Source organism: Nocardioides bizhenqiangii (assembly GCF_034661235.1).
Taxonomy (GTDB): Bacteria; Actinomycetota; Actinomycetes; order Propionibacteriales; family Nocardioidaceae; genus Nocardioides; species Nocardioides bizhenqiangii.
In genome coordinates this window covers 2,783,074-2,805,347 of record NZ_CP141059.1, presented here as the reverse complement: position 1 = coordinate 2,805,347, position 22,274 = coordinate 2,783,074, and the positions used below count along the sequence as shown (strand labels likewise).

The window sequence follows — 22,274 nt, the reverse complement described above, 5'->3', positions numbered from 1 at the left end:
TAGGAACTGTCTTTGTCGCTCGCTGGCCAGATCATCGAGGGTGTCCTCTGGACCTTCATCGGGCTGCTCTGGATCCGGTTCATCGTCGACTGGGTGCAGGTCTTCGCTCGGTCGTGGGAGCCGCGAGGAGTGCTGCTCGTGCTGCTCGAGATCGTCTACTCGATCACCGATCCACCGATCAAGGCGCTCGGGCGTGTGGTCAAACCGATCCGCATCGGCAATTTCGCGCTGGACCTGAGCTTCATCCTGGTGATGATCCTGGCTTATGTGGCGCTAGCCGTTAACCGTCAGATCTTCTTCACGTGAGTCGCCGAGTCTCAGTTGGCGCTGCTCAGGCGCTATTGTTCGCGGGACAGTCAAGTCCCAGTACCAAAGATAGGTGAGGTCATGCCGCTGACGCCCGAGGACGTGAGCAACAAGCGCTTTACCCCCGTCCGGCTCCGCGAGGGCTACGACATGGGTGAGGTCGACCAGTTCCTCGACGAGGTGGAGGCCGAGCTCGCTCGCCTGACCGCCGAGAACGACGAACTGCGTGCGAAGCTTGCTGCGGCCCAGTCGGGCTCGCCGTCGTTCGAGCCCGCGCCGACCCAGCTCACCGCCGTACGGGAGGCTCCCGCGCCCGAGCCCCCGGCCCCTGTCGCCGAGACTCCCGCGCCGGTGACCGCGCCCGTCGAGATCCCCGGTGGCCTCGAGACCATCCGGGTGGAGACCGTCCCCGAGGCGTCCAACGCCGCGGCGCGGCTGCTCGAGATCGCGACCCGCAACGCCGACGAGCTGGTCGAGGACGCGAAGAACGAGGCCGACCGCATCGTCGGCGAGGCGCGCACCAAGGCCGAGCGGCTCGAGAACGAGTCGAAGGGCAAGGCGGACCGCGTGGAGTCCGACGCCCGCACCCGGGCCGAGATGCTCGACGCCGAGACTGCCGAGCGTCGCGCCCAGCTCTTCTCCGACCTGGAGAAGGAGCGCGACAAGCTCAGCGTCGAGGTCGAGAACCTGCGCTCGTTCGAGCGCGAGTACCGCTCGCGGCTCAAGAGCTACTTCACCCAGCAGCTCGAAGCGCTGCAGGCCCCGGGCGACACGGTCGCTCCGACCGACGACTCGCCGGCGCCGAAGCGGCTCCGGTCCATCCTCGGCGAGGAGGAGCGCTGACCTGACGGTCGCGTTCACACGCATCGGCATCGGCCGACCCGCTGTGCGGGTCGGCCGAGGTCATTTCATCCGCGGCCCACATCGCGGAGTGGCACCTTGGTGACGAACGTCGCAACGGCTACCCTCCGTGCAGCCCGTCGCCACCGCCGCGGGCGACACGGTCCGGAGGAGGCCCGAGCATGGCCCGCACCACGAAGAAGTCGTTGGCAGGGCGCACGGTGTCCGCGGCCGGCAAGATGATCGGCCGCCGACGCCCGGATTCGGCCGCGAAGAAGGCGGCGCCGGCGAAGAACGCCACGTCTGCGGGGAAGAAGGCGACGTCTGCGAAGAAGGCCGCCGTCCCGGCCACGAAGAAGGCTTCGGCGAAGAAGGCTCCGGCGAAGAAGGCTCCGGCGAAGAAGGCTCCGGCGAAGAAGGCTCCGGCGAAGGCCACGCCGACCAAGAAGGCAGCGACGGCGAAGAAGACTGCGTCGAAGAAAACTGCGGCGACCAAGAAGGCAGCGCCCGCGAAGAAGGCTCCGGCGAAGAAAACTGCGGCGACCAAGAAGGCAGCGCCCGCGAAGAAGGCTCCGGCGAAGAAGAAGGCAGCGCCCGTGAAGAAGGCCGCTCCGACCAAGAAGGCCGCCACCAAGGCAGCGCCGGCCAAGAAGGCAGCGCCGGCCAAGAAGGCAGCGCCGGCCGCGCCGGCCAAGAAGGCAGCGCCCGCGAGGACGGCTGCGCCGGCCAAGAAGACTGCGCCCGCCAAGAAGACTGCGCCCGCCAAGAAGACTGCGCCCGCCAAGAAGGCTGCGCCCGCCAAGAAGGCTGCGCCCGCCAGGAAGGCATCGGCCACGAAGGCCGCGCCGGCCAGGAAGGCCGGCGCCAGCAGCCTGGTCGTCCTCGAGGGGGAGGAGGCGTGGTCGAAGGCCGAGCTGGCCGAGGTGCTCGCCGAGCTCCACGAGCAGCGCGAGCACAGCGGTCAGATCGTCGCCGAGCAGGAGGAGGACCTGTCCGGCCTGCTGCGCGACGCCGGGGACGGCGCCGGCCAGGACCAGGCGGACCTCGGCGCGACCAGCTTCGAGCGGGACCACGAACTGACCGTCCTCAACCACGAACGGGAGAAGCTGGCCCAGATCGACCGGGCCCTCGCGCGGATCGAGGACGGCACCTACGGCGTGTGCGAGTCGTGCGGCAACGCGATCGGGAAGATGCGGTTGATGGCGTTTCCGCGTGCCACACTGTGCATGCCATGCAAGCAGCGCGAGGAACGTCGGTAGACAGCAGCGACAGCGGCCCTGCCGGCCCCCGGCGGACCGTGCTGACCAGTAGTCGCGCGTGGACCGTGTTCGCGGTCGTCGCGGTCGTCATCTACGTCACCGACCAGCTGTCCAAGCGGGCCGCGGTCGAGCACCTCACCGGCCGTGACGACGTCAAGGTCGTCGGCGAGCTCCTGCAGCTGCACCTCACGCGCAACCCGGGCGCCGCGTTCTCGCTCGGCACCGGGTTCACCGTCGGTCTGTCGTGTCTCGCGATCGTGGCGACGGTGGTCGTGCTCGGCGTGAGCCGGAAGGTGGTCGACCCCGTCTGGGCTGCGGGCCTCGGTGCGCTGCTGGCCGGTATCACCGGCAACCTGACCGACCGGATGCTCCGCGAGCCAGGCCCCTTCCGTGGGCACGTCATCGACTTCCTCCAGCTGCCGAACTGGCCGATCTTCAACGTTGCCGACATCGCCATCAACGTCGGCGCCGGCCTGATCCTCCTCCAGGTGTTCCGAGGGATCCGGATGGACGGGACCCGGCCCGACCACGACGTCGAGGACGACACGTGAACGCCGTCGACCACCGGAGCCTGCGGGTCCCCGACGGGCTGGACGGGCAGCGGGTGGACGTCGCGCTGGCCCAGCTGTTCGGACTCTCCCGGTCGCGCGCCGCGGCGCTGATCGCCGAGGGCCGGGTGCACCTCGACGGCGTGGGAGTCAGCAAGAGCGAGCGGGTGCTCCAGGGCGCGGTGCTCGACGTCGAGATCCCGGCGGAGTCGGACCCCCTCGAGGTCGTCCCCGAGATCGTCGAGGGGATCAAGATCATCCACGACGACCCCGCCATCGTGGTGATCGACAAGCCCGTGGGCGTCGCCGTGCACCCTTCCCCCGGCTGGCGCGGCCCGACCGTCGTCGGACACCTCGCCGGGGCCGGCTTCCGGATCTCGACCTCGGGCGCCAAGGAACGCGAGGGCATCGTCCAGCGCCTCGACGTCGGCACGTCCGGCGTCATGGTCATCACGAAGTCCGAGCACGCCTACTCGATCCTCAAGAACGCGTTCCGGCAGCGGACGGTCGACAAGACCTACCACGCCCTCGTGCAGGGCCACCCCGACCCGCTCTCGGGCACGGTCGACGCGCCGATCGGCAGGCACCCCGGCGCCGACTACAAGTTCGCCGTCATGGACGACGGCCGGGCCAGCGTCACCCACTACGAGACGCTCGAGGCGCACCGCTTCGCGAGCCTGCTCGAGGTGCATCTCGAGACCGGCCGCACCCACCAGATCCGTGTGCACATGGCGGCGTTGCGGCATCCCTGCGTGGGCGACTTCACCTACGGCGGTGACCCGGTGCTCGCGCGACGGCTCGGTCTCACCCGGCAATGGCTGCACGCCGTTCGCCTCGGGTTCGAGCACCCCGAGAGCGGCGAGTACGTCGAGTACGAGTCCGGCTATCCCGACGACCTCCAGCACGCGCTCGACGTCATCCGTGACAGCGACTGACGGCGACCTGACGATCCGGCCGGCCACCACCGAGGACCTGTCGGGGATGGCCGACCTGTTCATCGCCGCGCGCGGCGCGGCCGTCCCGGCGATGCCGCCGTCGATCCACCCGCCGCACGAGGTCCACGCGTTCTACGCCGGCCTGGACCCCGTCGGGGGCGAGCGGGAAGGCTGGGTGGCTGAGGACGGCCGCGGCATCGTCGCGTTCGCCGAGCTCAAGGGCGACTGGCTCGACGCCCTCTACGTCCGTCCGGACGCGCAGGGCGAGGGGATCGGCTCCGCGCTGCTCGACGTGGCGAAGTCGGTCCGTCCCGCGGGCTTCTCGCTGTGGGTGTTCGAGTCCAACACGCCCGCACGAGGGTTCTACGCCCGGCACGGCCTCGTCGAGCGGGAGCACACCGACGGCTCCACCAACGAAGAGCGCGCTCCGGACATCCGGATGGAGTGGCTGGGTCCCCGGCCGCCCTCCTCGGCCTCGTAGCTCAGGTCGCGGTCTCCCACAGGCCGACCAAGTTGCCCTCGGTGTCGCTGAAGTAGGCAGCGAACCCCATGTCGCCGACCGCCTCCTTGGGGCGCCCGACCTTCCCGCCCGCCGCCTCGACGCTCGCGAGCGCGGCGTCGATGTCAGGGACGTCGATGACGACGACGGGGCCGGTGAAGCCCTCCTCGCGCTGGAACAGGCCGCCGTTGATGAACCCGGGCTCGCTCGGTCCGCTCTCGGGGTCGGACGGGCCGGTCATGGCCATCGTGTAGTCCATCTCCGGCATGTGCATGAGCTGCCAGCCGAAGACGTTGCCGTAGAAGTCGCGGGCGCGGTCGCCGTCGTCGAACGGGATCTCGAAGTGGACGATCCTGCCGGTCATGGGGGTTCCTCCGTTTCTGTCGGTGGGTCTTTCTAGTCTGCCTCAATCGGTCGCGTAGGCTGATGCCCTTCCCCGACCCCACCTGTTCAGGACCGTCGTCCACGATGTCTGAGGAGTCTTCAGCACAGATGGCAGCCGCCGGGGACCGATCTGATTTCGTCCACCTCCATGTCCACACGGAGTACTCCATGTTGGACGGGGCGTCGCTGCTCGACGGCCTCTTCGCGCGGGTGAGCGACCTCGGCATGTCGTCGATCGCGATGACCGACCACGGCAACCTGCACGGGGCCTACGACTTCTACTCCAAGGCCAAGAAGCACGACATCCGCCCGATCATCGGGCTCGAGGCGTACCTCACGCCGCAGACCAACCGCTCCGAGCGCCGTAGAGTCAAATGGAGCAAGGGCGGCGGTTTCAACGGGGCCGAGGAGGGCGGCGACGACGTCGCGGGAGGCGGTGCCTACACCCACATGACGATGTGGGCCGCGACGACCGAGGGCATGCACAACCTGTTCCGGCTCTCGTCCCGGTCGAGCCTCGAGGGTTTCTTCTACAAGCCGCGCGCCGACCGCGAGCTGCTCCAGACCTACGCCAAGGGCCTGATCGCCACGACCGGCTGCCCGTCGGGTGAGATCCAGACCCGGCTGCGCCTCGGGCAGTACGACGAGGCCCGTCGCTCGGCCGCCGAGTTCCAGGAGATCTTCGGCAAGGACAGCTTCTTCCTCGAGCTGATGGACCACGGGATCGACATCGAGAAGCGGGTCCGCGACGACCTGCTGCGGCTCGGCAAGGACCTCGGCATCCCGCCGGTCGCCACCAACGACTCCCACTACAACAACCCCGAGGACTCCGACGCCCACGACGCACTGATCTGCGTCGCCTCGGGCAAGCGGCTGTCCGACACCAACCGGCTCAAGTTCGACGGCGGCGGCTACTACATCAAGTCCGCCGCCGAGATGCGCGAGCTGTGGGCCGACCGGTTCGGGATGCCCGAGGCCTGCGACAACACGCTGCTGATCGCGGAGCGGTGCGACGTCGAGTTCACCGAGTCCAACGGCGGCTACATGGCCCGTGCCGACGTACCCGCAGGCGAGATCGAGGAGTCCTGGTTCGTCAAGGAGGTCTGGCGCGGGATCGAGTCGCGCTACCCGGGCGACCGGCTGACGCCCGAGGTCAAGCAGCGGGTCGCGATGGAGCTCGACGTCATCGCGAGCAAAGGCTACTGCGGCTACTACCTGGTGGTCGCCGACTTCATCCAGTGGTCCAAGGACAACGGCATCCGGGTCGGGCCGGGCCGCGGGTCCGGCGCCGGATCCATCGCTGCGTATGCGCTCCGCATCACCGACCTGTGTCCCCTCGAGCACGGCCTGATCTTCGAGCGGTTCCTCAATCCCGAGCGGCCCTCCATGCCCGACTTCGACATCGACTTCGACGAGCGTCGGCGCACCGAGGTCATCCAGTACGTCTCCGACAAGTACGGCAGTGACCGGGTCGCCTACATCGCGACGTTCGGCCGGCTCAAGGCCAAGGCGGCGATCAAGGACGCCGCCCGCGTGCTCGACTACGGGTTCGCGGTCAGCGACCGGATCACCAAGGCGCTCCCGCCCGACATCATGGGCAAGGGCGTCCCGCTCAAGGAGATCTTCAACAGCGAGCACCGGCGCTACGGCGACGGCGCCGAGTTCCGCTCGCTCTACGAGCAGGACACCGACGTGCGCACGATCTACCAGACTGCGGTCGGGCTGGAGGGCCAGATCCGCAACTGGGGCGTCCACGCCGCCGGCGTCATCATGTCCAGCGAGCCCCTGGTCGACATCGTGCCGATCATGGCGCGGCCGCAGGACGGCGCGGTCATCACCCAGTTCGACTACCCGATGTGCGAGGCGCTCGGGCTGGTCAAGATGGACTTCCTGGGTCTCCGCAACCTGACCGTCCTCGACGACGCGCTCGACAACATCCGCGCCAACCGCGGTGAGGAGGTCGTCCTCGAGGAGCTGACATTCGACGACCCGGCGACCTACGAGCTGATGTCGGCGGGCGACACCCTCGGTGTGTTCCAGCTCGACGGCGGCCCGATGCGGGCGCTGCTCCGCAGCATGCGGCCCGACAAGTTCGCCGACATCTCCGCGGTCGGCGCGCTCTACCGACCCGGACCGATGGGCGCCGACTCCCACAACAAGTACGCGCGCCGCAAGACCGGTCGCGAGCCGATCGACCCGATCCACCCCGAGCTGGCGACGGCGCTGGAGCCGGTGCTGGGGGAGACCTACGGCCTGATCGTGTACCAGGAGCAGGTGATGGAGATCGCCCAGGTCCTGGCGGGCTTCACGCTCGGGCAGGCCGACAACCTGCGCCGGGCGATGGGCAAGAAGAAGAAGGAGGAGCTGGACAAGCAGTACGCCGGCTTCCAGAGCGGGATGCTCGAGCGCGGCTACTCCCAGGGCGCGATCACCGCGCTGTGGGAGATCCTGCTCCCGTTCTCCGACTACGCCTTCAACAAGGCGCACTCGGCGGCCTACGGCGTCATCTCCTACTGGACCGCCTACCTCAAGGCCAACTACACCGCCGAGTACATGGCGGCGCTCCTCACGTCCGTGAAGGACGACAAGGACAAGATGGCGATCTACCTCGGCGAGTGCCGGCGGCTCAAGATCCAGGTCCTGCCGCCCGACGTCAACGAGTCCGCCAAGAACTTCACGCCGGTCGGCACCGACATCCGCTTCGGCATGACCGCGATCCGCAATGTCGGCGCCAACGTCGTCGAGCAGGTCGTCGCGGCCCGCGAGAGCAAGGGCCGCTACGAGTCGTTCAACGACTTCCTCGACAAGGTGCCGGCGCTGGTCTGCAACAAGCGGGTCATCGAGTCGCTGATCAAGGCCGGCGCGTTCGACGACCTCAAGCACCGGCGCCGGGCGCTGGTCGCGATCCATGAGACCGCGGTCGACCAGTACGTCGACATCAAGCGCAACGAGGCGATCGGCCAGGACTCGCTGTTCGCGGGCCTCGACGACCTCGACGGCGGTGACTTCGGCGTCAGCGTGACCATCCCCGACCTCGACGAGTGGGACAAGACCACGCTGCTCGGCCACGAGCGCGACATGCTCGGTCTCTACGTGTCCGACCACCCGCTGCTGGGGCTCGAGCACGTGCTCGCCGGCACCGCCGACTGCACGATCGGTGAGCTGATGACCGACGAGGAGCGGCCCGACCAGGCAACGGTCACCGTCAGCGGGCTGGTCACCGCCGTGCAGCGCAAGATCACCAAGAAGGGCGACCCGTGGGCGATGATCACCCTCGAGGACCTCGAGGGTGCCATCGAGGTGCTGCTCTTCCCGAGCGCCTACCAGCTCGCGAGCACGCACCTGGTGCCCGACGCGATCATCACGGTGAAGGGCCGGCTGTCGCGCAACAAGGAGCAGCCCGAGCTGCACGCGATGGAAGTCACGGTGCCCGACCTCGACACCGACAACGACGGCCCCGTCGTGATCAGCCTGCCGGCGACCCGGTGCACCGCGCCGGTCATCGCCCAGCTCAAGGAGGTGCTCGGTACCCATCCGGGCCTCACCGAGGTGCGGCTGCGGCTGCTCACCCGCGACGCCACCAAGCTGATGCGGCTCGACGACCGGCTCCGCGTCTCTCCGAGCCCGGCGCTCTTCGCCGACCTCAAGCAGCTGCTCGGACCCGGCTGCCTGGCAGGATAGGGGAGTGACAGAACAGGAGACCGTGTCGCCACCGGCGCCGGCCACGGAGCGCTCGCGCCTGCCGTGGCGCGCGATCGCGGTCGTCGTGGCGGTGGTGGTCCTCGCCGCCGCAGGTCTCGGCGCGCTCGGCGGCTGGCTCTGGTACCAGTGGTGGGGTCCGCCCAACACCGGCGCGATCTACGACACCGCCACCTGGGGACCGCGGTGGATCGACCTCACCGACCAGGGTCTGGGTCAGCAGTTCGACGGTCCCGCTCAGTACGCGGTGATCGGGCTCGGCTTCGGCACGTTGCTCGGGATCCTCGGTGCCGTGCTGGGCCGACGGCAGGCGATCGCGGCGCTGGTCGGGCTGGTCGTGGGCAGTGCGCTCGCGGCGTACCTCGCCTTCGTGGTCGGCACCGCGCTCAGCCCGCCGGATCCCGAGCGGTACGCGACCGAGGCGAACGTCTGTCGGGAGGAGCCCTGCAAGGACTACCCGGCCGCGATCGAGGTGAGCGGGTGGACACCCTTCCTGTGCTGGCCGATCGGGGCACTCGGTGGGTTCTCGCTCACGATCGCCGTGATGACGTGGATCGGGAGCACGCGAACGAAGCTCGACGACCTCGAGCCGCTCACACCGCACCCGGCTCGCGTCAGGGAGCCGGACGGCCGACGGGTGCCGTGATCGCCGCGGTCAGCCTGACCAGGTCCGTCGGGGCGAGCTCGATCTCCAGGCCGCGCCGGCCCGCGGACACGAAGACCGTCGCGTGGTCGAGAGCGGTCATGTCGACGACGGTCGGGTGCGGCCGCTTCTGGCCGATCGGCGAGATGCCGCCGACGACGTAGCCGGTCGACCGCTCGGCCGCTTGCGGGTCCGCCATCGACGCCTTCCGACCGCCGACCGCCCGCGCCAACGCCTTGAGGTCCAGCTGCCCCGAGACCGGCACCACCGCGACGGTGAGAGCGCCGTCGACGTCCGCGAGCAGGGTCTTGAAGACCCGGTCGGCGGTGATGCCGAGCGCGGCCGCCGCCTCCTCGCCGTACGACGCGGACCGGGTGTCGTGGGCGTACTCGTGCACCGTGAACGCGACCGAGGCCGCGCTCAGCGCGGTGGTCGCGGGCGTGCCGCCCGACTTGGGCTTCTTCGCCATGGGTCAGTTGGGGGACCAACGGGTGCGGGCGACCTCGGTGGCCGGCAGTGAGGTGATGACGTTCATCGCCCGCAGCTCGGTGCGCAGCAGCTCGGTGGTCAGCACCAGCCGCTCCTCGGCGTCGGACGCTTCGAGCAGCTGTTGGCGTTCGGCCATCGGGAGCGGGGCGCAGGCCGCGAGCACCCACGAGAGGTACATCGGGTCGGTCGGCAGAGCGCCTTGGTAGGGGTCGGTGGAGATCTCGCTCAGCGCCAGCCGGTAGGCCGTGAAGGTGGCCCGGGCCCGGTGGACGAGCTCTGCCGGCACGGTGACGCCGGGTTCGGGCAGCTCGTCGACCTCGCCCATCGGGAACAGGTCGCCACGCTCGAGCCGGTCGAGGCGGATCCGGTCGCGGCCGACCGCGACGACGTCGAAGGTCCCGTCGGGACGGGCTTCGGCTTCCGTGAGCTGGAGCCGGACGCCCACCCGGAACAGCGACTGTGCACCGTGGTCGCCGACCTCGTAGCCCTCCCGGATCGCCACCGACCCGAACAGCCGGTCCGCCGGGTCCTCGATCCGCAGCAGGTGGTGCATCAGCGCCCGGTAGCGGTCCTCGAACACGTGCAGCGGCACGGTGACTCCCGGGAACACCACGCTGTTCAGGGGGAACATCGGCAGCCGGTCCGTCACGCTCCCAACCTAGCCGTCCGCGGCGTGGCTACCCGGCAATGACGTCGCGGATCGCGTCCATCACGACCTCCGGCCGGTCGGCATGGATGTCGTGGCCCGTGTTCTCGACCTCGATCACCTCGCCGCGGGTCGACTCCGCCGCAAGCTCCTTGTTGCCGTTGGTCCAGGCTGCCCTCGCCACTTCGTCGTAGTCGCGGGGAAGCCCGACCGGGCGAGGCGGGAAGGGAGCTTGGAGCACGAGGACGGGACGGTCACCGAAGATCGGTCCGGGCTGGTCGAGCAGCGCTGCCGCTTGTTCGTCGCATGCCGCCAGGAGGAGGCGCTCGCTGTTCTGCGCGGGATCATTGAGGAAGTCGGTCAGGAACCGGCGTTCTTCCATGAGAGCGGCCGACTCGTGCGGTTTCTCGGGCGGCAGCGCAGCGAGCAGGGTGCTGCTCACGCGGGGCGCCCACGGGTCGACGAACACGACCCCGGCGACCCGCTGGGGGGCCCGGTCTGCGAGCGCGATGGCAGGAAGCGAGCCCAGCGAGTGGGCGACCACGACGAGCGGTTCGTTCAGGTCGGCTGCGTCCAGCATCGCGACCAGGTCCGCCACCTGATCGTCCGTAGTGCGACGGTCCTCCGGCGGCGCCTCGCTGCGTCCGACTCCTGCCCGGTCGTAACCGCAGAGATGATGACCCTCGGTGGCAAGGTCGGGTGCCATGGGCTCCCAGTACGACACCGGCGGGCCTTGCCCCGATAAGAGCAGGACCGTGGGCTCCCCGGGAACCGGCTCGCCCCAGCACTTCAGGTAGAGAGAGCGTTCGTCGATGGCGATGGTGTCCTCGGTCTCGACGACGGCGTCCGGCGGGACATCGGACGTCTGGAACTCCGAGGATGACGGTTGAGGCGGGTCGTCGCCGTGGTCCTCCGCGCATCCGCCGCCCAGCAGGACGGCCGAGATGATGACCGAGACTGCCGGGCGGACGGGCGTTGCCATGCCTGCCACGGTCCTCTCGCAGTACCCGGGGCGCAATCGGGTCGGCAGGTGGATGCCTTACCTGGTGTCGAGACGTCCGCCTGACGTCGAGGACGCCGGAGCGAGGGGCATGCGACCGTAGAATCGGCGCATGTCCCTTCTCCGTCGCATCGACCTGCGCGAGGCGGACGTTGCATCGTCAGCGGCCGACTACCGCGCGGCCGTGCCCCGCGCCGACTTCGACGTCGAAGCCGCGGTGCCGGCGGTGCATGCGATCTGCGAGGAGGTCCGTACCGGCGGGCTCGAGGCGATCCGGTCGCTGGGCGAGCGGTTCGACGGTGTCCGCGTCGACGACATCCGGGTTGCGCCCGAGGCCCTCGCCACCGCTCTCGAGCAGCTCGACCCGGACGTCCGCGCGGCCCTCGAGGAGTCGATCCGCCGGCTGCGGGCGACCTGCGCCGCCGAGCTCGAGCAGGATGCGGTCACCGACCTCGGTGCCGGCGCCAGGGTTACCCACCGCAAGGTGCCGGTCGGCCGGGTGGGGCTCTACGTGCCGGGCGGACTGGCGCCGCTGGTGTCCAGCGTCCTGATGAACGTCGTCCCCGCCCAGACCGCAGGCGTCGAGTCGATCGCGCTGGCCAGCCCACCGCAGAAGGACTTCGGCGGGGCGGTCCACCCGACGATCCTCGCCGCGTGTGCCCTCCTCGGTGTCGACGAGGTCTACGCGGTCGGTGGTGCGCAGGCGATCGCCATGTTCGCCTACGGCGTCGGGCCGTGCGCGAAGGTCGACCTGGTCACCGGGCCCGGCAACATCTACGTCGTCACCGCCAAGCGGATCCTCAAGGGCCAGGTCGGCATCGACTCCGAGGCCGGACCGACCGAGATCGCGATCCTGGCCGACGAGACCGCCGACCCGGCGTACGTCGCGGCCGACCTGATCAGCCAGGCCGAGCACGACCCTCTGGCGGCGGCAGTGCTCGTGACGACCTCGGAGACGCTCGCCGACGACGTGGACGCCGAGCTCGACAAGCAGGTCTCGGCGACCAAGCACGTCGACCGCATCCGCACCTCGCTCAGCGGTCAGCAGTCGGGGATCGTGTTCGTGCGCGACCTCGAGCAGGGCCTCGCCGTCGTCGACGCCTACGCCGCCGAGCACCTGGAGATCCACACCGCCGACGCGGCGTCGTACGCCGCCCGAGTGCGCAACGCCGGTGCGATCTTCGTCGGCCCCTACGCGCCGGTCAGCCTCGGCGACTACTGCGCCGGCTCCAACCACGTGCTGCCCACCGGCGGCTGCGCCTGCCACTCCTCGGGCCTGTCGGTCCGCGCTTTCACCAAGTCGGTGCACGTCGTCGAGTACTCCCGCGACGGGCTCGGCGAGGTGGCCGACCACGTGGTCAACCTCGCCGAGGCCGAGGACCTCCCCGGCCACGGGGCGGCCGTCAAGGTGCGGTTCGAGTGACCTTCCCGCCGATCCGCCCCGAGCTCGCCGGGATCGAGCCGTACGGGGCGCCTCAGCTCCCTGTCGACCAGGTGCCCGTCCAGCTCAACGTCAACGAGAACCCCTACCCGCCGTCCGCTGAGTGCGTCGCCGACATCGCAGCGTCGGCGGCGGACGCGGCGCGCACGCTCAACCGCTACCCCGACCGGGAGTTCGTGGCGCTGCGCGCCGCCCTGGCGTCCTACCTCTCCCGCGACGTCTCCGGCGAGATCGCCGTCGAGCAGGTGTGGGCCGCCAACGGCTCCAACGAGGTCATGCTGCAGCTCCTGCAGGCCTTCGGCGGGCCGGGGCGGACGGCGCTGAGCTTCGCGCCGACGTACTCGATGTATCCGGAGTACGCCCGCGACACGATGACGGCGTGGGTCGCGGGACGACGGGAGGACGACTTCTCCCTCGACCTCGACCGCGCTCGGGCGATGATCGAGGAGGTCCGGCCGGACGTCGTGCTGCTGCCGAGCCCCAACAACCCGACCGGCACGGCGCTGCCGCCCGAGGCGGTCACCGCCTTGTGCGAGTCGGCCGCCGAGGACGGGATCGACGGCCTGGTCGTGGTCGACGAGGCGTACGGCGAGTTCCGGCGCGCCGGCGTGCCGAGCGCCCTGGAGCTCCTGCCCGCGCACCGCAACCTGGTGGTCACCCGCACGATGAGCAAGGCGTTCGCGGCGGCCGGGCTGCGCCTCGGCTACCTGGCCGCGGACCCGGCGATCTGCGACGCGATCCGCGTCGTGCGGCTGCCCTACCACCTCTCCGCGGTCACCCAGGCAGCCGCGCTGGCGGCGCTCCGGCACGCTCCCGAGTTGCTCGGCAACGTCGACCAGCTCCGCGCCCAGCGCGACAAGACCGTGGCCTGGCTGCGCGACCAGGGACACCGCGTCGCCGACAGCGACGCCAATTTCTGCTTGTTCGGCACCTTCCGGGATCGTCATGCTGTCTGGCAGGGACTGCTCGACCGGGGTGTGCTGATCCGGGAGACCGGTCCCGAAGGCTGGCTGCGGGTGTCCATCGGGACGCCTGAGGAGATGGCGGCGTTCGAGGACGCCCTCGTCGAAGTGATCAAGGAGATGTCATGAGCCGTACCGCCCGCATCGAGAGGCAGACGAGCGAGTCCAAGGTGGTCGTCGAGGTCAACCTCGACGGCACGGGACGCCACGACGTCTCCACCGGCGTCGGCTTCTACGACCACATGCTCATCTCGTTCGCCCGGCACTCCCTGGTCGACCTGACCGTCGCGACGTCCGGCGACACCCACATCGACGCGCACCACACGGTCGAGGACACGGCGATCGTGCTCGGTCGGGCGCTGCGTGAGGCGCTCGGCGACAAGGTCGGCATCCGCCGTTTCGGCGACGCGACGGTGCCGCTCGACGAGGCTCTCGTGCAGGCCGTCGTCGACGTGTCGGGCCGTCCCTACTGCGTGCACACGGGCGAGCCCGAGGGACAGCAGTACGTCGCGCTCGGCGGCGGTGGCGACGGCGTACCCTACCTGGGCTCGCTGACCCGGCACGTCTTCGAGACCGTCGCGTTCCACGCCCACGTCGCGCTGCACGTGCGGGTGCTCGCCGGCCGCGAGCCGCACCACATCGTCGAGACCCAGTTCAAGGCGTTCGCCCGTGCCTTCCGCGACGCGGTCGCGATCGACCCCCGCGAGACCGGTATCCCTTCCACGAAGGGTGCTCTCTAGGTGGCGTCGCCGTCGGTGGTTGTCCTGGACTACGGCTCCGGCAACCTGCGTTCCGCCGAGCGCGCGGTCGAGCGCGCCGGTGCGGCGGTCACCCTGACCTCCGACCTCGACCTCGCGATGGACGCCGACGGGCTGGTGGTCCCCGGGGTGGGCGCCTTCGCAGCGTGCATGGCGGGGCTGCGGTCGGTCCGCGGTGAGCGGGCGATCGGACGCCGGCTCGCGGGCGGCAGACCGGTCCTGGGCATCTGCGTCGGCATGCAGATCCTGTTCGAGCGCGGGATCGAGCACGGCGTCGAGACGGAGGGCTGCGGCGAGTGGCCCGGCGTCGTCGAGCGGCTGCAGGCGCCGATCGTCCCGCACATGGGCTGGAACACGGTCGAGGTACCGGACGGCTCGCGTCTCTTCGCCGGCATCGAGGACGAGCGGTTCTACTTCGTGCACTCCTACGGCGTGCGCGACTGGACTCTCGTCACCAACGACCGCACCCCCGACTCGCACCAGCCGCGGGTGACCTGGGCCGAGACCGGAGCCGCGCCGGGGGAGGGCGACCGGTTCGTCGCTGCCGTCGAGAACGGGCCGTTGTGCGCCACCCAGTTCCACCCGGAGAAGTCCGGGGACGCTGGTGCCGAACTGCTGCGGAACTGGGTGACGAGTCTCTAAGTTGGCGCCGTGGTCGACCTCGACATGAACCAGATCATCCACGCCGCCGTACGACGGGACCTGGCGCGGATGGAGACCGCGTTGCGAGGGCTCGCCGAGGCCGACGCCGACCGGGCCGCGGGCCTGAAGCGGGCGTGGGACGTCTTGTGGCGCCAGCTGCACCGCCATCACGAGAGTGAGGACACGCTGGTGTGGCCCTACGTCCGTGGGCTCGCGGTGGTGGAGCCGGCGGTCGTCGACGCCATGGAGTCGGAGCACCAGGCGATGGCCGCCGCGTGCGATGCCGCGACGGCGGCCATCGAGGCGGTCGTGGCCGATCCGACCGCGGCTCGCGCGACCGCGGCAGCGGACGCTGTCGCGGAGGCCGCCCGGGTCACCGACTCCCACCTCGAGCACGAGGAACGCGCGATCACGCCGGTGATCCAGGAGCGTGTCGACACCCCGGAGTGGAAGACCGTCGAGGCCGAGCTGCGGAAGGGCAGTCCGTTCGAGGCCGGTGAGCTGTTCGCGTGGTTGCAGGACGGCGCCGACCCCGAGGTGGTCGCTGCGCTCCGGTCGACCGTGCCCGCTCCGGTCGTGACGATCATGAGCCGGGTGTTCGGCTTCTCGTATCACCGCAGGGTCGCTCCGGTCTGGCGGTGACGGATCTTCTCTACGATTCCGGGGTGAGCGACTACCTCGAACTCCTCCCCGCCGTCGACGTCAAGGGCGGCCAGGCGGTGCAGCTGGTCCAGGGTGTCGACGGGTCCGAGCAGCGTTTCGGTGACCCCGTCGAGGCTGCGCTGCGCTGGCAGGAGGCCGGCGCCGAGTGGATCCACCTGGTCGACCTCGACGCGGCGTTCGGGCACGGCAACAACCGCGCGCTGCAGGCGGAGATCGTGGGCAGGCTCGACATCCAGGTCGAGATGAGCGGCGGCATCCGCGACGACGAGTCGCTGGAGACCGCGATGGCGACCGGCTGCCGGCGGGTCAACATCGGCACCGCCGCACTCGAGCAGCCGGATTGGTGTGCCCGGGCGATCGCGACGTACGGCGACCGGGTCGCGGTCGGCCTCGACGTGCGTGGCCGGACCCTGGCCGCGCGCGGGTGGACCAAGGACGGCGGTGACCTCTACGAGACGCTGGCGCGGCTCGACGCCGAGGGCTGCGCTCGGTACGTCGTCACCGACGTCAACAAGGACGGCATGCTGCAGGGCCCCAACCTCCAGCTGCTGCGCGACGTCTGCGAGGCCACCGATCGCCCGGTCGTCGCCTCGGGCGGGGTGACGACCCTCGACGACATCCGGGCGCTGATGGAGCTGGTGCCGATCGGCGTCGAGGGCGCGATCGCCGGCACCGCCCTCTACACCGGCCAGTTCACGCTCGAGGACGCCCTCGCGCTCACCTTGCCGGCCGGCCGCCGATGAGCCTCGCCGTCCGGGTGATCCCCTGCCTCGACGTCGACGCCGGACGCGTCGTCAAGGGCATCAACTTCAAGGAGCTGCGCGACGCCGGCGACCCGGTCGAGCTGGCCCGGACCTATGACGCGGAGGGCGCCGACGAGCTGACCTTCCTCGACATCTCCGCCTCGCACGAGGGTCGGGCGACGACGCTCGAGATGGTGTCCGCCACCGCCGAGCAGGTCTTCATCCCACTCACCGTCGGTGGCGGCATCCGCAGCGTCGACGATGTCGACATCATGCTCCGCGCCGGAGCCGACAAGATCGCGGTCAACACCGCGGCGATCCACCGGCCCGAGCTGGTCGCCGAGATCGCCGACCGGTTCGGCAACCAGGTGCTGGTCCTCTCGGTCGACGCCCGCCGGGCCGCGGGCACGGACTCGGGCTTCGAGGTCACCACCCACGGCGGACGCAAGGCCGCCGGACTCGACGCGATCGCGTGGGCGATCCGGGGCGCGGAGCTCGGTGCGGGGGAGATCCTGCTGAACGCGATGGACGCCGACGGCACGACGGCCGGATTCGACCTCGAGCTGATCCGGGCAGTGCGGCGCGAGGTCTCGATCCCGGTCATCGCGTCCGGCGGCGCCGGCGCGGTCGAGCACTTCCCGCCCGCGGTCGACGCAGGTGCGGACGCCGTGCTCGCCGCCACCGTCTTCCACTTCGGCACCCTGCGGATCGCCGACGTCAAGCAGACGCTCGGCGACGCGGGCTATCCGGTGCGTTAGACCCCACCGCCGCCGGTTCGCGCTGGTCGAGGGAGTCGCCGCTGCCGGTTCGGCGGCGGGCGATCCACCCGACCCATACCGCCGCATCTATGCGCCGAGGATGAAGGTCGGTCCGACTACTCAGCGGATGGCCGCGCGGTCACCTGCCCGCGCGGGAGCCCGGATGCGTTGCTGACCGCCGCCACTCTTCCGGGAAATTTCGGGCCGCGGGAGGCTGGTCTCGTCTTGCTGTGGTGAGCGGGTTGACGCGATGACCCCCTCCCTAGGCAGGGCCGACTGATGGCGCCAGGGTGGTCGCGGTGTCACGGATGGCGGCGCTCAGCGGCACGTGACCCCGGGCGCCGTGGGCGGCTCGCTGGAGGAGTTGCTTCGAGAGGGTGCCGTGGCCGGATGCCATGGCAGCCTGGGCGCCTCGCCAGCGGCAGTAGGCGGTTTCGAACGGGCGGTTCAGCTTGTTCCACTCGGTCGCGGCCGCGACCCACGGTTCCACCGTCAAGGACCCGACGAGCCGTGCCAGCTCGGCTTCCCACGTGGCCCGGTCGGCGACGTTGGCGGGCCACCGACGCGGGTCGAAAGGATCGACAGGAGCGGCGTTGCGGAGGTTGGTGAGGGCTTCGGCGCGCCGGCGACGCCGCGGTTCGGCTCCGCCGGCATCCCCGGCTGCGCGGGCCGCGAGGACGAAGGTGTCGGCGAGGAGCGAAACAGCCTCGGTCGGTGCGGCGGCCTCCAACGCTGGGAGCAGCCGGTGAAGCGCGGGCTCGGGCCGGCCGGCCCAGATTTCGACCTCCGCGTACCGGCTCGCGTTGACCGCCAGCATCTCGACGACGTACACCGGTTCGGGAGACTCGATGTGCGCGGCCGCGCTGACGAGGTCGCCGCGCATGATGTCGAGGCGGGCGCGGGCGAGATGGACAGGCCATCGATCGAGGTCGAAGGGACCCTCTGTCAATGCGTCGATGAGATCTGCCGCTCTTTCAATGAGTCCCTCGCGGAGAAGCGCCTCGGCGGTGTGCCATCGCACCATCAGGGAGGAGTAGTTCTCGATGCCGGTCGCGGCCGCCGCCTCGAGGCCGCGGCGGCCAGCCGCTACGACCTCCCCGGCGGATGCGTCCGCTCTCAGCAAGATGCCGGTGTGGATGTCGGCCACCCAGATGTCGCCGAGGGGGTCCGTGTGCGGCGGCGCCAGCCGGGTCGCGTCCGAGATCGTGGCCAGGGCCGTCGGCACGGAACCGCCGAGTGCCTCGGCCCATGCCCGACTGCCGAGGAGACGCCGGCGGGTGGATAGGTCCAAGGATGGTGCTGCGACCTCTGCTGCGCGCCGGACCACATGGGAGGCCGCGGTGAGCCGCCCGGCTGCCTCGAGGAGGCCTGCCTGGCGATCCAACGCCTCCGCATAGCCGTCGGATGGGGGCAGCTCGACGTAGATCGCGAGCGCCCTCTCGATCAGCTCTAGGCCCACCGTCGCGTCCCCGGCGGTGTTGGCCCGGAATCCGGCAGCGCGCCGGAGGATCTCCGCCTGCTCCGCAGGCTCGAACTCCTCCAACCGAGCCATGCTGTCCTCGATCAGCGCCGCTGCGCGATCGAACTGGAGCGATGACTTGAAGGCGTCCGTCGCGGCCAATCGAGCCCGGACCTCCAGCGTCCTGCTGGCACCCCAGCCCCGGCGGCAGAGCGCCAAGACCTTGAGCCACTGCTCGGCCTCCTGCCCGGCGTCGAAGCGCAACGCGGCTTCCTCCGCGGCCCGGATCCGCCAGGTCAGCTCCTGCCGCGGGTCGTCCGCACCCTGCCAGTGGGCCGCGACCTCCGCGGCAGACGCACCGGGCGAACCGCCTATGGCGATCGCCAGGCGCCGGTGCATCTGGGGAGCCTCGCCGGCGAGCAGGTCGCGGCGTACCGCCTCAGCGAGGAGAGGGTGCCGCAGCTGGACCTCTCCTCCGCCGTCGGAGGCGGCCAGCAGCCGGCGCCGGTCCAGGTCATGCAACGCCGCGGACAAATCAGTCGCGTCGAGTTCGGTGACCTGCCGCAGCACCGGGTCGTCCAAGGGCTTGTCGGCCACACCGAGGGCACGGGCGAGGGTCCGGCTGTGGTCGTCCAGATCGGCGAGGCGCCGGTCGAGGAGGTCGACGAGCAGCCGGGGCAGCGGCTGACCCTCCTCAGCTTGCGCGGCCAACTGCTCGGTGAACAGGGGGTGGCCCAACGTGCGGGAGTAGATGGGGTCCACGACCCCGGCAGCTGTCGTGCTGCCGTGCAGCAGCGCCAACTGCTCTGAGGTCTCCTCCCGGGACAGCGGCGCCAACTCGATGACCGCGACGTCGGGGAGGCGTTGGATGCGGTTGAACCACTCGCCGACGGGCTCCGGGACAGCAGGATCGTCGCACCGGTAGGTGCCCACGACCGGGAGTCCCAGCCCGCGGGCAAGCAGGTGCTCAAGCAGCTCCAAAGTGCCGAGATCGGCCCAGTGCAGGTCCTCCAGGCACAACGCCAGCCGACGGACGCCGGCCAGCTTGGCGAGCGTGATCTCAATCGCCGTGAACAGACGGTGCCTGGCCCACTCGGCCTCGCCGACCAGAGGCGGGCCGCCCTCGCTCAGCTCGGGCAACAAGCCGACCAACGTGTCGCGGACGTAGGACGGCGCCACCCGGAGCGCCTGCCCGAGCCACCGGCCGTCGTCGTGGTCGAAGATCTCACGCAACGCCGAGGCGACCGGCAGCAGCGGGACCGCGTTAGACAGAGGCAGGCCGCTGCCGGGGGCGAGGAAGGCGTCGCTGCCGGTGCGGGCGGCTTGGAACAGGTTGGTCTTGCCGATGCCGGCCTCCCCCGTAATCAGCAGGAGACCAGTACCGGTCGCCAGGTGGCGGCGCACTTTGGCGAGCTCTTCGCGTCGCCCGGCGATGCCGTGGCCCGGCGCCGGCGTCTGCTCGGGGCTGCTGGCGGCAAGCCAGAGTCGGTGGAACGCCCCGACGTCTCCGCCGAGGGCTTCGACGACGAGTTCCAACACCCCCCATGCCGGTAGCTGGCGGGCTGAGAACACCCGGGAGACGGTGGTGTGGCTGCACCCGGCCTCGCGGGCCAGGACACGCAGGCTGGGCCACCCCGCACGGTGGTGGAGGTCGTGGAGCGCTGCGTTGAGGTCCCGCTGGCCTCCCGGCGGGATGTCGGATCTAGGCAGACCACCCAACACGTCCTCCCGCTCCCAGCGTCCCTCCCGCCCAGCCGACTGTCCACTGGAATCCGGTCAGCTGTCACGTTGCGTCACATGCCGTCAACCAGGGTGCGGACGGGCCGAGCGTGGATCCATACCGGCCCGCAAGACGTGGGCCCCTCACCAAGGAGACCACGATGAACCGCACCACCCGCCACATCACCATCACCGCCACCGCGATCCTCGCCGCCGCGTCGCTCTGTTGCTCCGCCGCGAACGCCAGGCCCGACCCGATCAACCCCAGGACCTCCAGCCCCCACCAGGTCGTCCCCGCCACTGAGGAGCGTCCCTGCTTTATGGTTCGCGCGAACTGGAACGAGTCCCTGGACGGTCCTCAACCAACCTGCCCCAATGGCCTGCACTGACCGCAGCCCCACCCGCCACGCACGACCCGCGCAGGGGTCCGACTCCCCTGCCGGGTCGAGCACGGCAGGACTCCCTGCCTTGCCAGCGAGCCGCCAGTGACCACCCTGACTGGCCCGGTACCAAGGCCGACACCCAGCCGATAGCGACGACGCAACACCTAGCACGTCATACCGCCGCCTGGCGGCGTCCGACCCTTTGGACCTGCCGATGCCAAGGCGCTGCGGGCCAGCGCGAGTCACGGCATCGGCAGACGGCTCACCGCTCAAGACCGAATGCGACGCACGGCTTTGGGCACCGGAGTGGTGTCCGGCGAGATCGAAAACGCGGTCTCTGTCGAGATTCAGGGAGGGGTGAGAGGTCATGGGCGTCGGAGACAAGGCCAAGCATGCGGCCGAGAACGTGGGCGGGAAGGCCAAGGAGGTCGGCGGCGAGGTTCGCGGGGACAAGCCGCTCAAGAACAAGGGGAAGCGTCAGCAGTCGAAGTCGAAACTGAAGCAGGCTGGCGAGAACGTGAAGGACTCGGTCAAGAAGAAGTAGCAGCGCGCCGGGCGATTCGGATCACTGCGAACCCCGGGAACCCCGCATCCGGGTCTGCCGCGATCCGGTCGTTCTGCGCGCGTCATTGCGCCGCCTCTCGGCCCGCCGAAGCGGCCGATAGTGCGGCCCTCGCTCGTCTGGGAAAGTTTGGCTATGGACGGTCAGCCGGACCGATTGGTCCTGGAACTGAAGTGCAGAGTGGATGCGCTGCCCGAACGGACCTTCAGGAGCCTGACCGAGCCAGCGGACCTGGCTCAATGGTGGGGGCCACATGGTTTCACCACGCCCGAGATCGAGCTCGACCTCAGGGTCGGAGGGAACTATCGCTTTGGTATGCAGCCACCCGACGGCGACCTGTTTCACCTTTCGGGCGAGTTCCTCGACATAGCCCCGCCGCGCCGGGTCGTCTACACCTTCCGCTGGGAGGAGCCTGACCCCGATGACCGGGAAACCGTCGTCACGTTGTCACTCGCTGCCGCGGGCGAAGCGACGGACGTGGCTCTGTCGCAAGGTGAGTTTGCGACCCCGGGGCGACTCGAACTGCACAGGGACGGCTGGACAGACGGCTTCGAGAAGCTGCGCGAGCTCGTCGCTCAATCGCGGTAGCCGACGCGCTGCCGGGCCCGCTCTGATCACTCGAAGACACGCCAAGCCGTCGTCCGAGCACTGACACCCCAGCGTCTTTGCGCCGCCAGTCGGCGCTCGCTGGTTGTACTGCCCGCGGACTGCGAGGCCCTGGTTCCTTCGGCTCCCAGCCCACGTGAGCCGCAGTTCGCGCGCGGCCGAGCAGAATGCGGGTGCCACCCGCAGACCGACGGAACCACGCCAGCCGCGATCCATCCCAGGACGCGAGAGGACGCCCCGCCGTCCCGAAGGAAGGGCGGGGCGCCCTCTGCTGAGTTGAACGTCCCTGATTCTGGGAGGAGAGACAGGGACGGCTCCCTCGAGAGCGAC

At 70.1% G+C, this 22,274-nt stretch carries 23 protein-coding genes; 18 read left to right on the top strand and 5 right to left on the bottom strand.

The window, feature by feature from the left end:
* The first annotated feature begins 12 nt into the window (after positions 1–12).
* From SHK19_RS13635 to SHK19_RS13610, 6 genes are all read left to right on the top strand, one after another.
* Positions 13–306 carry a YggT family protein gene (locus tag SHK19_RS13635; protein ID WP_322455507.1) on the top strand — a complete coding sequence of 98 codons (294 nt, stop codon included), beginning with the start codon at positions 13–15 and terminating at the stop codon, positions 304–306.
* 81 nt (positions 307–387) lie between these two features.
* On the top strand, positions 388–1,149 hold the full coding sequence (locus SHK19_RS13630; RefSeq protein ID WP_322455506.1) for a DivIVA domain-containing protein: 762 nt from the start codon (positions 388–390) through the stop codon (positions 1,147–1,149).
* Positions 1,150–1,328: 179 nt separating this feature from the next.
* Positions 1,329–2,405, top strand: a complete 1,077-nt coding sequence (locus SHK19_RS13625; protein ID WP_322936546.1) for a TraR/DksA family transcriptional regulator — start codon at positions 1,329–1,331, stop codon at positions 2,403–2,405.
* 38 nt (positions 2,406–2,443) lie between these two features.
* Positions 2,444–2,956, top strand: a complete 513-nt coding sequence (gene lspA, locus SHK19_RS13620) for a signal peptidase II (protein WP_322455503.1) — start codon at positions 2,444–2,446, stop codon at positions 2,954–2,956.
* Positions 2,953–3,888: an RluA family pseudouridine synthase gene (locus SHK19_RS13615; RefSeq protein WP_322455502.1), complete on the top strand. Its 936-nt coding sequence runs from the start codon at positions 2,953–2,955 to the stop codon at positions 3,886–3,888. Before lspA ends, SHK19_RS13615 begins: the two co-directional genes overlap by 4 nt.
* Positions 3,875–4,369 (top strand): GNAT family N-acetyltransferase, encoded by a 495-nt coding sequence (locus tag SHK19_RS13610; protein ID WP_322936545.1) that lies wholly within the window; start codon positions 3,875–3,877, stop codon positions 4,367–4,369. Before SHK19_RS13615 ends, SHK19_RS13610 begins: the two co-directional genes overlap by 14 nt.
* Before the next feature lies 1 nt (position 4,370).
* On the opposite strand, the gene SHK19_RS13605 is transcribed toward SHK19_RS13610, so the two are convergent.
* On the bottom strand, positions 4,371–4,751 hold the full coding sequence (locus SHK19_RS13605; RefSeq protein ID WP_322455500.1) for a VOC family protein: 381 nt from the start codon (positions 4,749–4,751) through the stop codon (positions 4,371–4,373).
* A gap of 188 nt (positions 4,752–4,939) precedes the next feature.
* On the opposite strand from SHK19_RS13605, the gene dnaE reads away from it, so the two are divergent.
* On the top strand, positions 4,940–8,452 hold the full coding sequence (gene dnaE / locus SHK19_RS13600) for a DNA polymerase III subunit alpha (RefSeq protein WP_405030427.1): 3,513 nt from the start codon (positions 4,940–4,942) through the stop codon (positions 8,450–8,452).
* 4 nt (positions 8,453–8,456) lie between these two features.
* The gene (locus tag SHK19_RS13595) at positions 8,457–9,116 is read left to right on the top strand and encodes a hypothetical protein (protein WP_322936544.1); all 660 of its coding nucleotides are present in this window, start codon (positions 8,457–8,459) and stop codon (positions 9,114–9,116) included.
* Here the strand turns inward: SHK19_RS13595 and ybaK are convergent.
* The 3 genes from ybaK to SHK19_RS13580 are packed head-to-tail and all read right to left on the bottom strand — an operon-like array spanning position 9,085 to position 11,230.
* Positions 9,085–9,582: a Cys-tRNA(Pro) deacylase gene (ybaK, locus tag SHK19_RS13590; protein ID WP_322455497.1), complete on the bottom strand. Its 498-nt coding sequence runs from the start codon at positions 9,580–9,582 to the stop codon at positions 9,085–9,087. The two genes, SHK19_RS13595 and ybaK, sit on opposite strands and share 32 nt — an antisense overlap.
* Before the next feature lie 3 nt (positions 9,583–9,585).
* Positions 9,586–10,251 carry an LON peptidase substrate-binding domain-containing protein gene (locus SHK19_RS13585; RefSeq protein ID WP_322455496.1) on the bottom strand — a complete coding sequence of 222 codons (666 nt, stop codon included), beginning with the start codon at positions 10,249–10,251 and terminating at the stop codon, positions 9,586–9,588.
* A 28-nt stretch (positions 10,252–10,279) separates the two neighbouring features.
* Complete coding sequence (locus SHK19_RS13580; RefSeq protein WP_322455495.1) at positions 10,280–11,230, bottom strand: alpha/beta fold hydrolase; 951 nt, start codon at positions 11,228–11,230, stop codon at positions 10,280–10,282.
* Between the two features lie 130 nt (positions 11,231–11,360).
* Between SHK19_RS13580 and hisD the strand changes: the two genes are divergently transcribed.
* From hisD to hisF, 7 genes are read left to right on the top strand one after another with little or no spacing between them, the layout of a single operon-like run.
* The gene (hisD, locus tag SHK19_RS13575) at positions 11,361–12,671 is read left to right on the top strand and encodes a histidinol dehydrogenase (RefSeq protein ID WP_322455494.1); all 1,311 of its coding nucleotides are present in this window, start codon (positions 11,361–11,363) and stop codon (positions 12,669–12,671) included.
* Positions 12,668–13,780, top strand: coding sequence for a histidinol-phosphate transaminase (locus SHK19_RS13570; RefSeq protein WP_322936543.1), 1,113 nt, complete (start codon positions 12,668–12,670; stop codon positions 13,778–13,780). Before hisD ends, SHK19_RS13570 begins: the two co-directional genes overlap by 4 nt.
* The gene (gene hisB, locus SHK19_RS13565; protein WP_322936542.1) at positions 13,777–14,391 is read left to right on the top strand and encodes an imidazoleglycerol-phosphate dehydratase HisB; all 615 of its coding nucleotides are present in this window, start codon (positions 13,777–13,779) and stop codon (positions 14,389–14,391) included. The genes SHK19_RS13570 and hisB overlap by 4 nt, the downstream gene beginning before the upstream one ends.
* Entirely contained in the window at positions 14,392–15,051 is a 660-nt protein-coding gene (gene hisH / locus SHK19_RS13560) for an imidazole glycerol phosphate synthase subunit HisH (protein WP_322936541.1), read from the top strand.
* 9 nt (positions 15,052–15,060) lie between these two features.
* On the top strand, positions 15,061–15,693 hold the full coding sequence (locus SHK19_RS13555; protein WP_322455490.1) for a hemerythrin domain-containing protein: 633 nt from the start codon (positions 15,061–15,063) through the stop codon (positions 15,691–15,693).
* A 23-nt stretch (positions 15,694–15,716) separates the two neighbouring features.
* Positions 15,717–16,457, top strand: coding sequence for a bifunctional 1-(5-phosphoribosyl)-5-((5-phosphoribosylamino)methylideneamino)imidazole-4-carboxamide isomerase/phosphoribosylanthranilate isomerase PriA (gene priA / locus SHK19_RS13550; protein ID WP_322936539.1), 741 nt, complete (start codon positions 15,717–15,719; stop codon positions 16,455–16,457).
* Positions 16,454–17,215, top strand: coding sequence for an imidazole glycerol phosphate synthase subunit HisF (hisF, locus tag SHK19_RS13545; RefSeq protein ID WP_322455488.1), 762 nt, complete (start codon positions 16,454–16,456; stop codon positions 17,213–17,215). The genes priA and hisF overlap by 4 nt, the downstream gene beginning before the upstream one ends.
* A 262-nt stretch (positions 17,216–17,477) precedes the next feature.
* On the opposite strand, the gene SHK19_RS13540 is transcribed toward hisF, so the two are convergent.
* Positions 17,478–20,396, bottom strand: coding sequence for an ATP-binding protein (locus SHK19_RS13540; protein WP_322936538.1), 2,919 nt, complete (start codon positions 20,394–20,396; stop codon positions 17,478–17,480).
* Positions 20,397–20,554: 158 nt separating this feature from the next.
* On the opposite strand from SHK19_RS13540, the gene SHK19_RS13535 reads away from it, so the two are divergent.
* The 3 genes from SHK19_RS13535 (at position 20,555) to SHK19_RS13525 (ending at position 21,926) form a co-directional block, all read left to right on the top strand.
* Positions 20,555–20,782: a hypothetical protein gene (locus SHK19_RS13535; protein ID WP_322936537.1), complete on the top strand. Its 228-nt coding sequence runs from the start codon at positions 20,555–20,557 to the stop codon at positions 20,780–20,782.
* Positions 20,783–21,143: 361 nt separating this feature from the next.
* Entirely contained in the window at positions 21,144–21,320 is a 177-nt protein-coding gene (locus tag SHK19_RS13530) for a CsbD family protein (protein WP_322455485.1), read from the top strand.
* A gap of 153 nt (positions 21,321–21,473) precedes the next feature.
* The gene (locus tag SHK19_RS13525; RefSeq protein WP_322455484.1) at positions 21,474–21,926 is read left to right on the top strand and encodes an SRPBCC family protein; all 453 of its coding nucleotides are present in this window, start codon (positions 21,474–21,476) and stop codon (positions 21,924–21,926) included.
* Positions 21,927–22,274 lie beyond the last annotated feature (348 nt).

What these genes read in the sequence shown, in the direction of transcription:
- SHK19_RS13630 (WP_322455506.1), top strand. Translation starts at nt 388, where the DNA reads ATGCCGCTGACGCCCGAGGACGTGAGCAACAAGCGCTTTACCCCCGTC.
- SHK19_RS13625 (WP_322936546.1), top strand. Translation starts at nt 1,329, where the DNA reads ATGGCCCGCACCACGAAGAAGTCGTTGGCAGGGCGCACGGTGTCCGCG.
- SHK19_RS13605 (WP_322455500.1), bottom strand. Translation starts at nt 4,751, where the DNA reads ATGACCGGCAGGATCGTCCACTTCGAGATCCCGTTCGACGACGGCGAC.
- dnaE (WP_405030427.1), top strand. Translation starts at nt 4,940, where the DNA reads ATGTTGGACGGGGCGTCGCTGCTCGACGGCCTCTTCGCGCGGGTGAGC.
- ybaK (WP_322455497.1), bottom strand. Translation starts at nt 9,582, where the DNA reads ATGGCGAAGAAGCCCAAGTCGGGCGGCACGCCCGCGACCACCGCGCTG.
- SHK19_RS13580 (WP_322455495.1), bottom strand. Translation starts at nt 11,230, where the DNA reads ATGGCAACGCCCGTCCGCCCGGCAGTCTCGGTCATCATCTCGGCCGTC.
- hisD (WP_322455494.1), top strand. Translation starts at nt 11,361, where the DNA reads ATGTCCCTTCTCCGTCGCATCGACCTGCGCGAGGCGGACGTTGCATCG.
- hisB (WP_322936542.1), top strand. Translation starts at nt 13,777, where the DNA reads ATGAGCCGTACCGCCCGCATCGAGAGGCAGACGAGCGAGTCCAAGGTG.
- hisF (WP_322455488.1), top strand. Translation starts at nt 16,454, where the DNA reads ATGAGCCTCGCCGTCCGGGTGATCCCCTGCCTCGACGTCGACGCCGGA.
- SHK19_RS13535 (WP_322936537.1), top strand. Translation starts at nt 20,555, where the DNA reads ATGAACCGCACCACCCGCCACATCACCATCACCGCCACCGCGATCCTC.
- SHK19_RS13530 (WP_322455485.1), top strand. Translation starts at nt 21,144, where the DNA reads ATGGGCGTCGGAGACAAGGCCAAGCATGCGGCCGAGAACGTGGGCGGG.
- SHK19_RS13525 (WP_322455484.1), top strand. Translation starts at nt 21,474, where the DNA reads ATGGACGGTCAGCCGGACCGATTGGTCCTGGAACTGAAGTGCAGAGTG.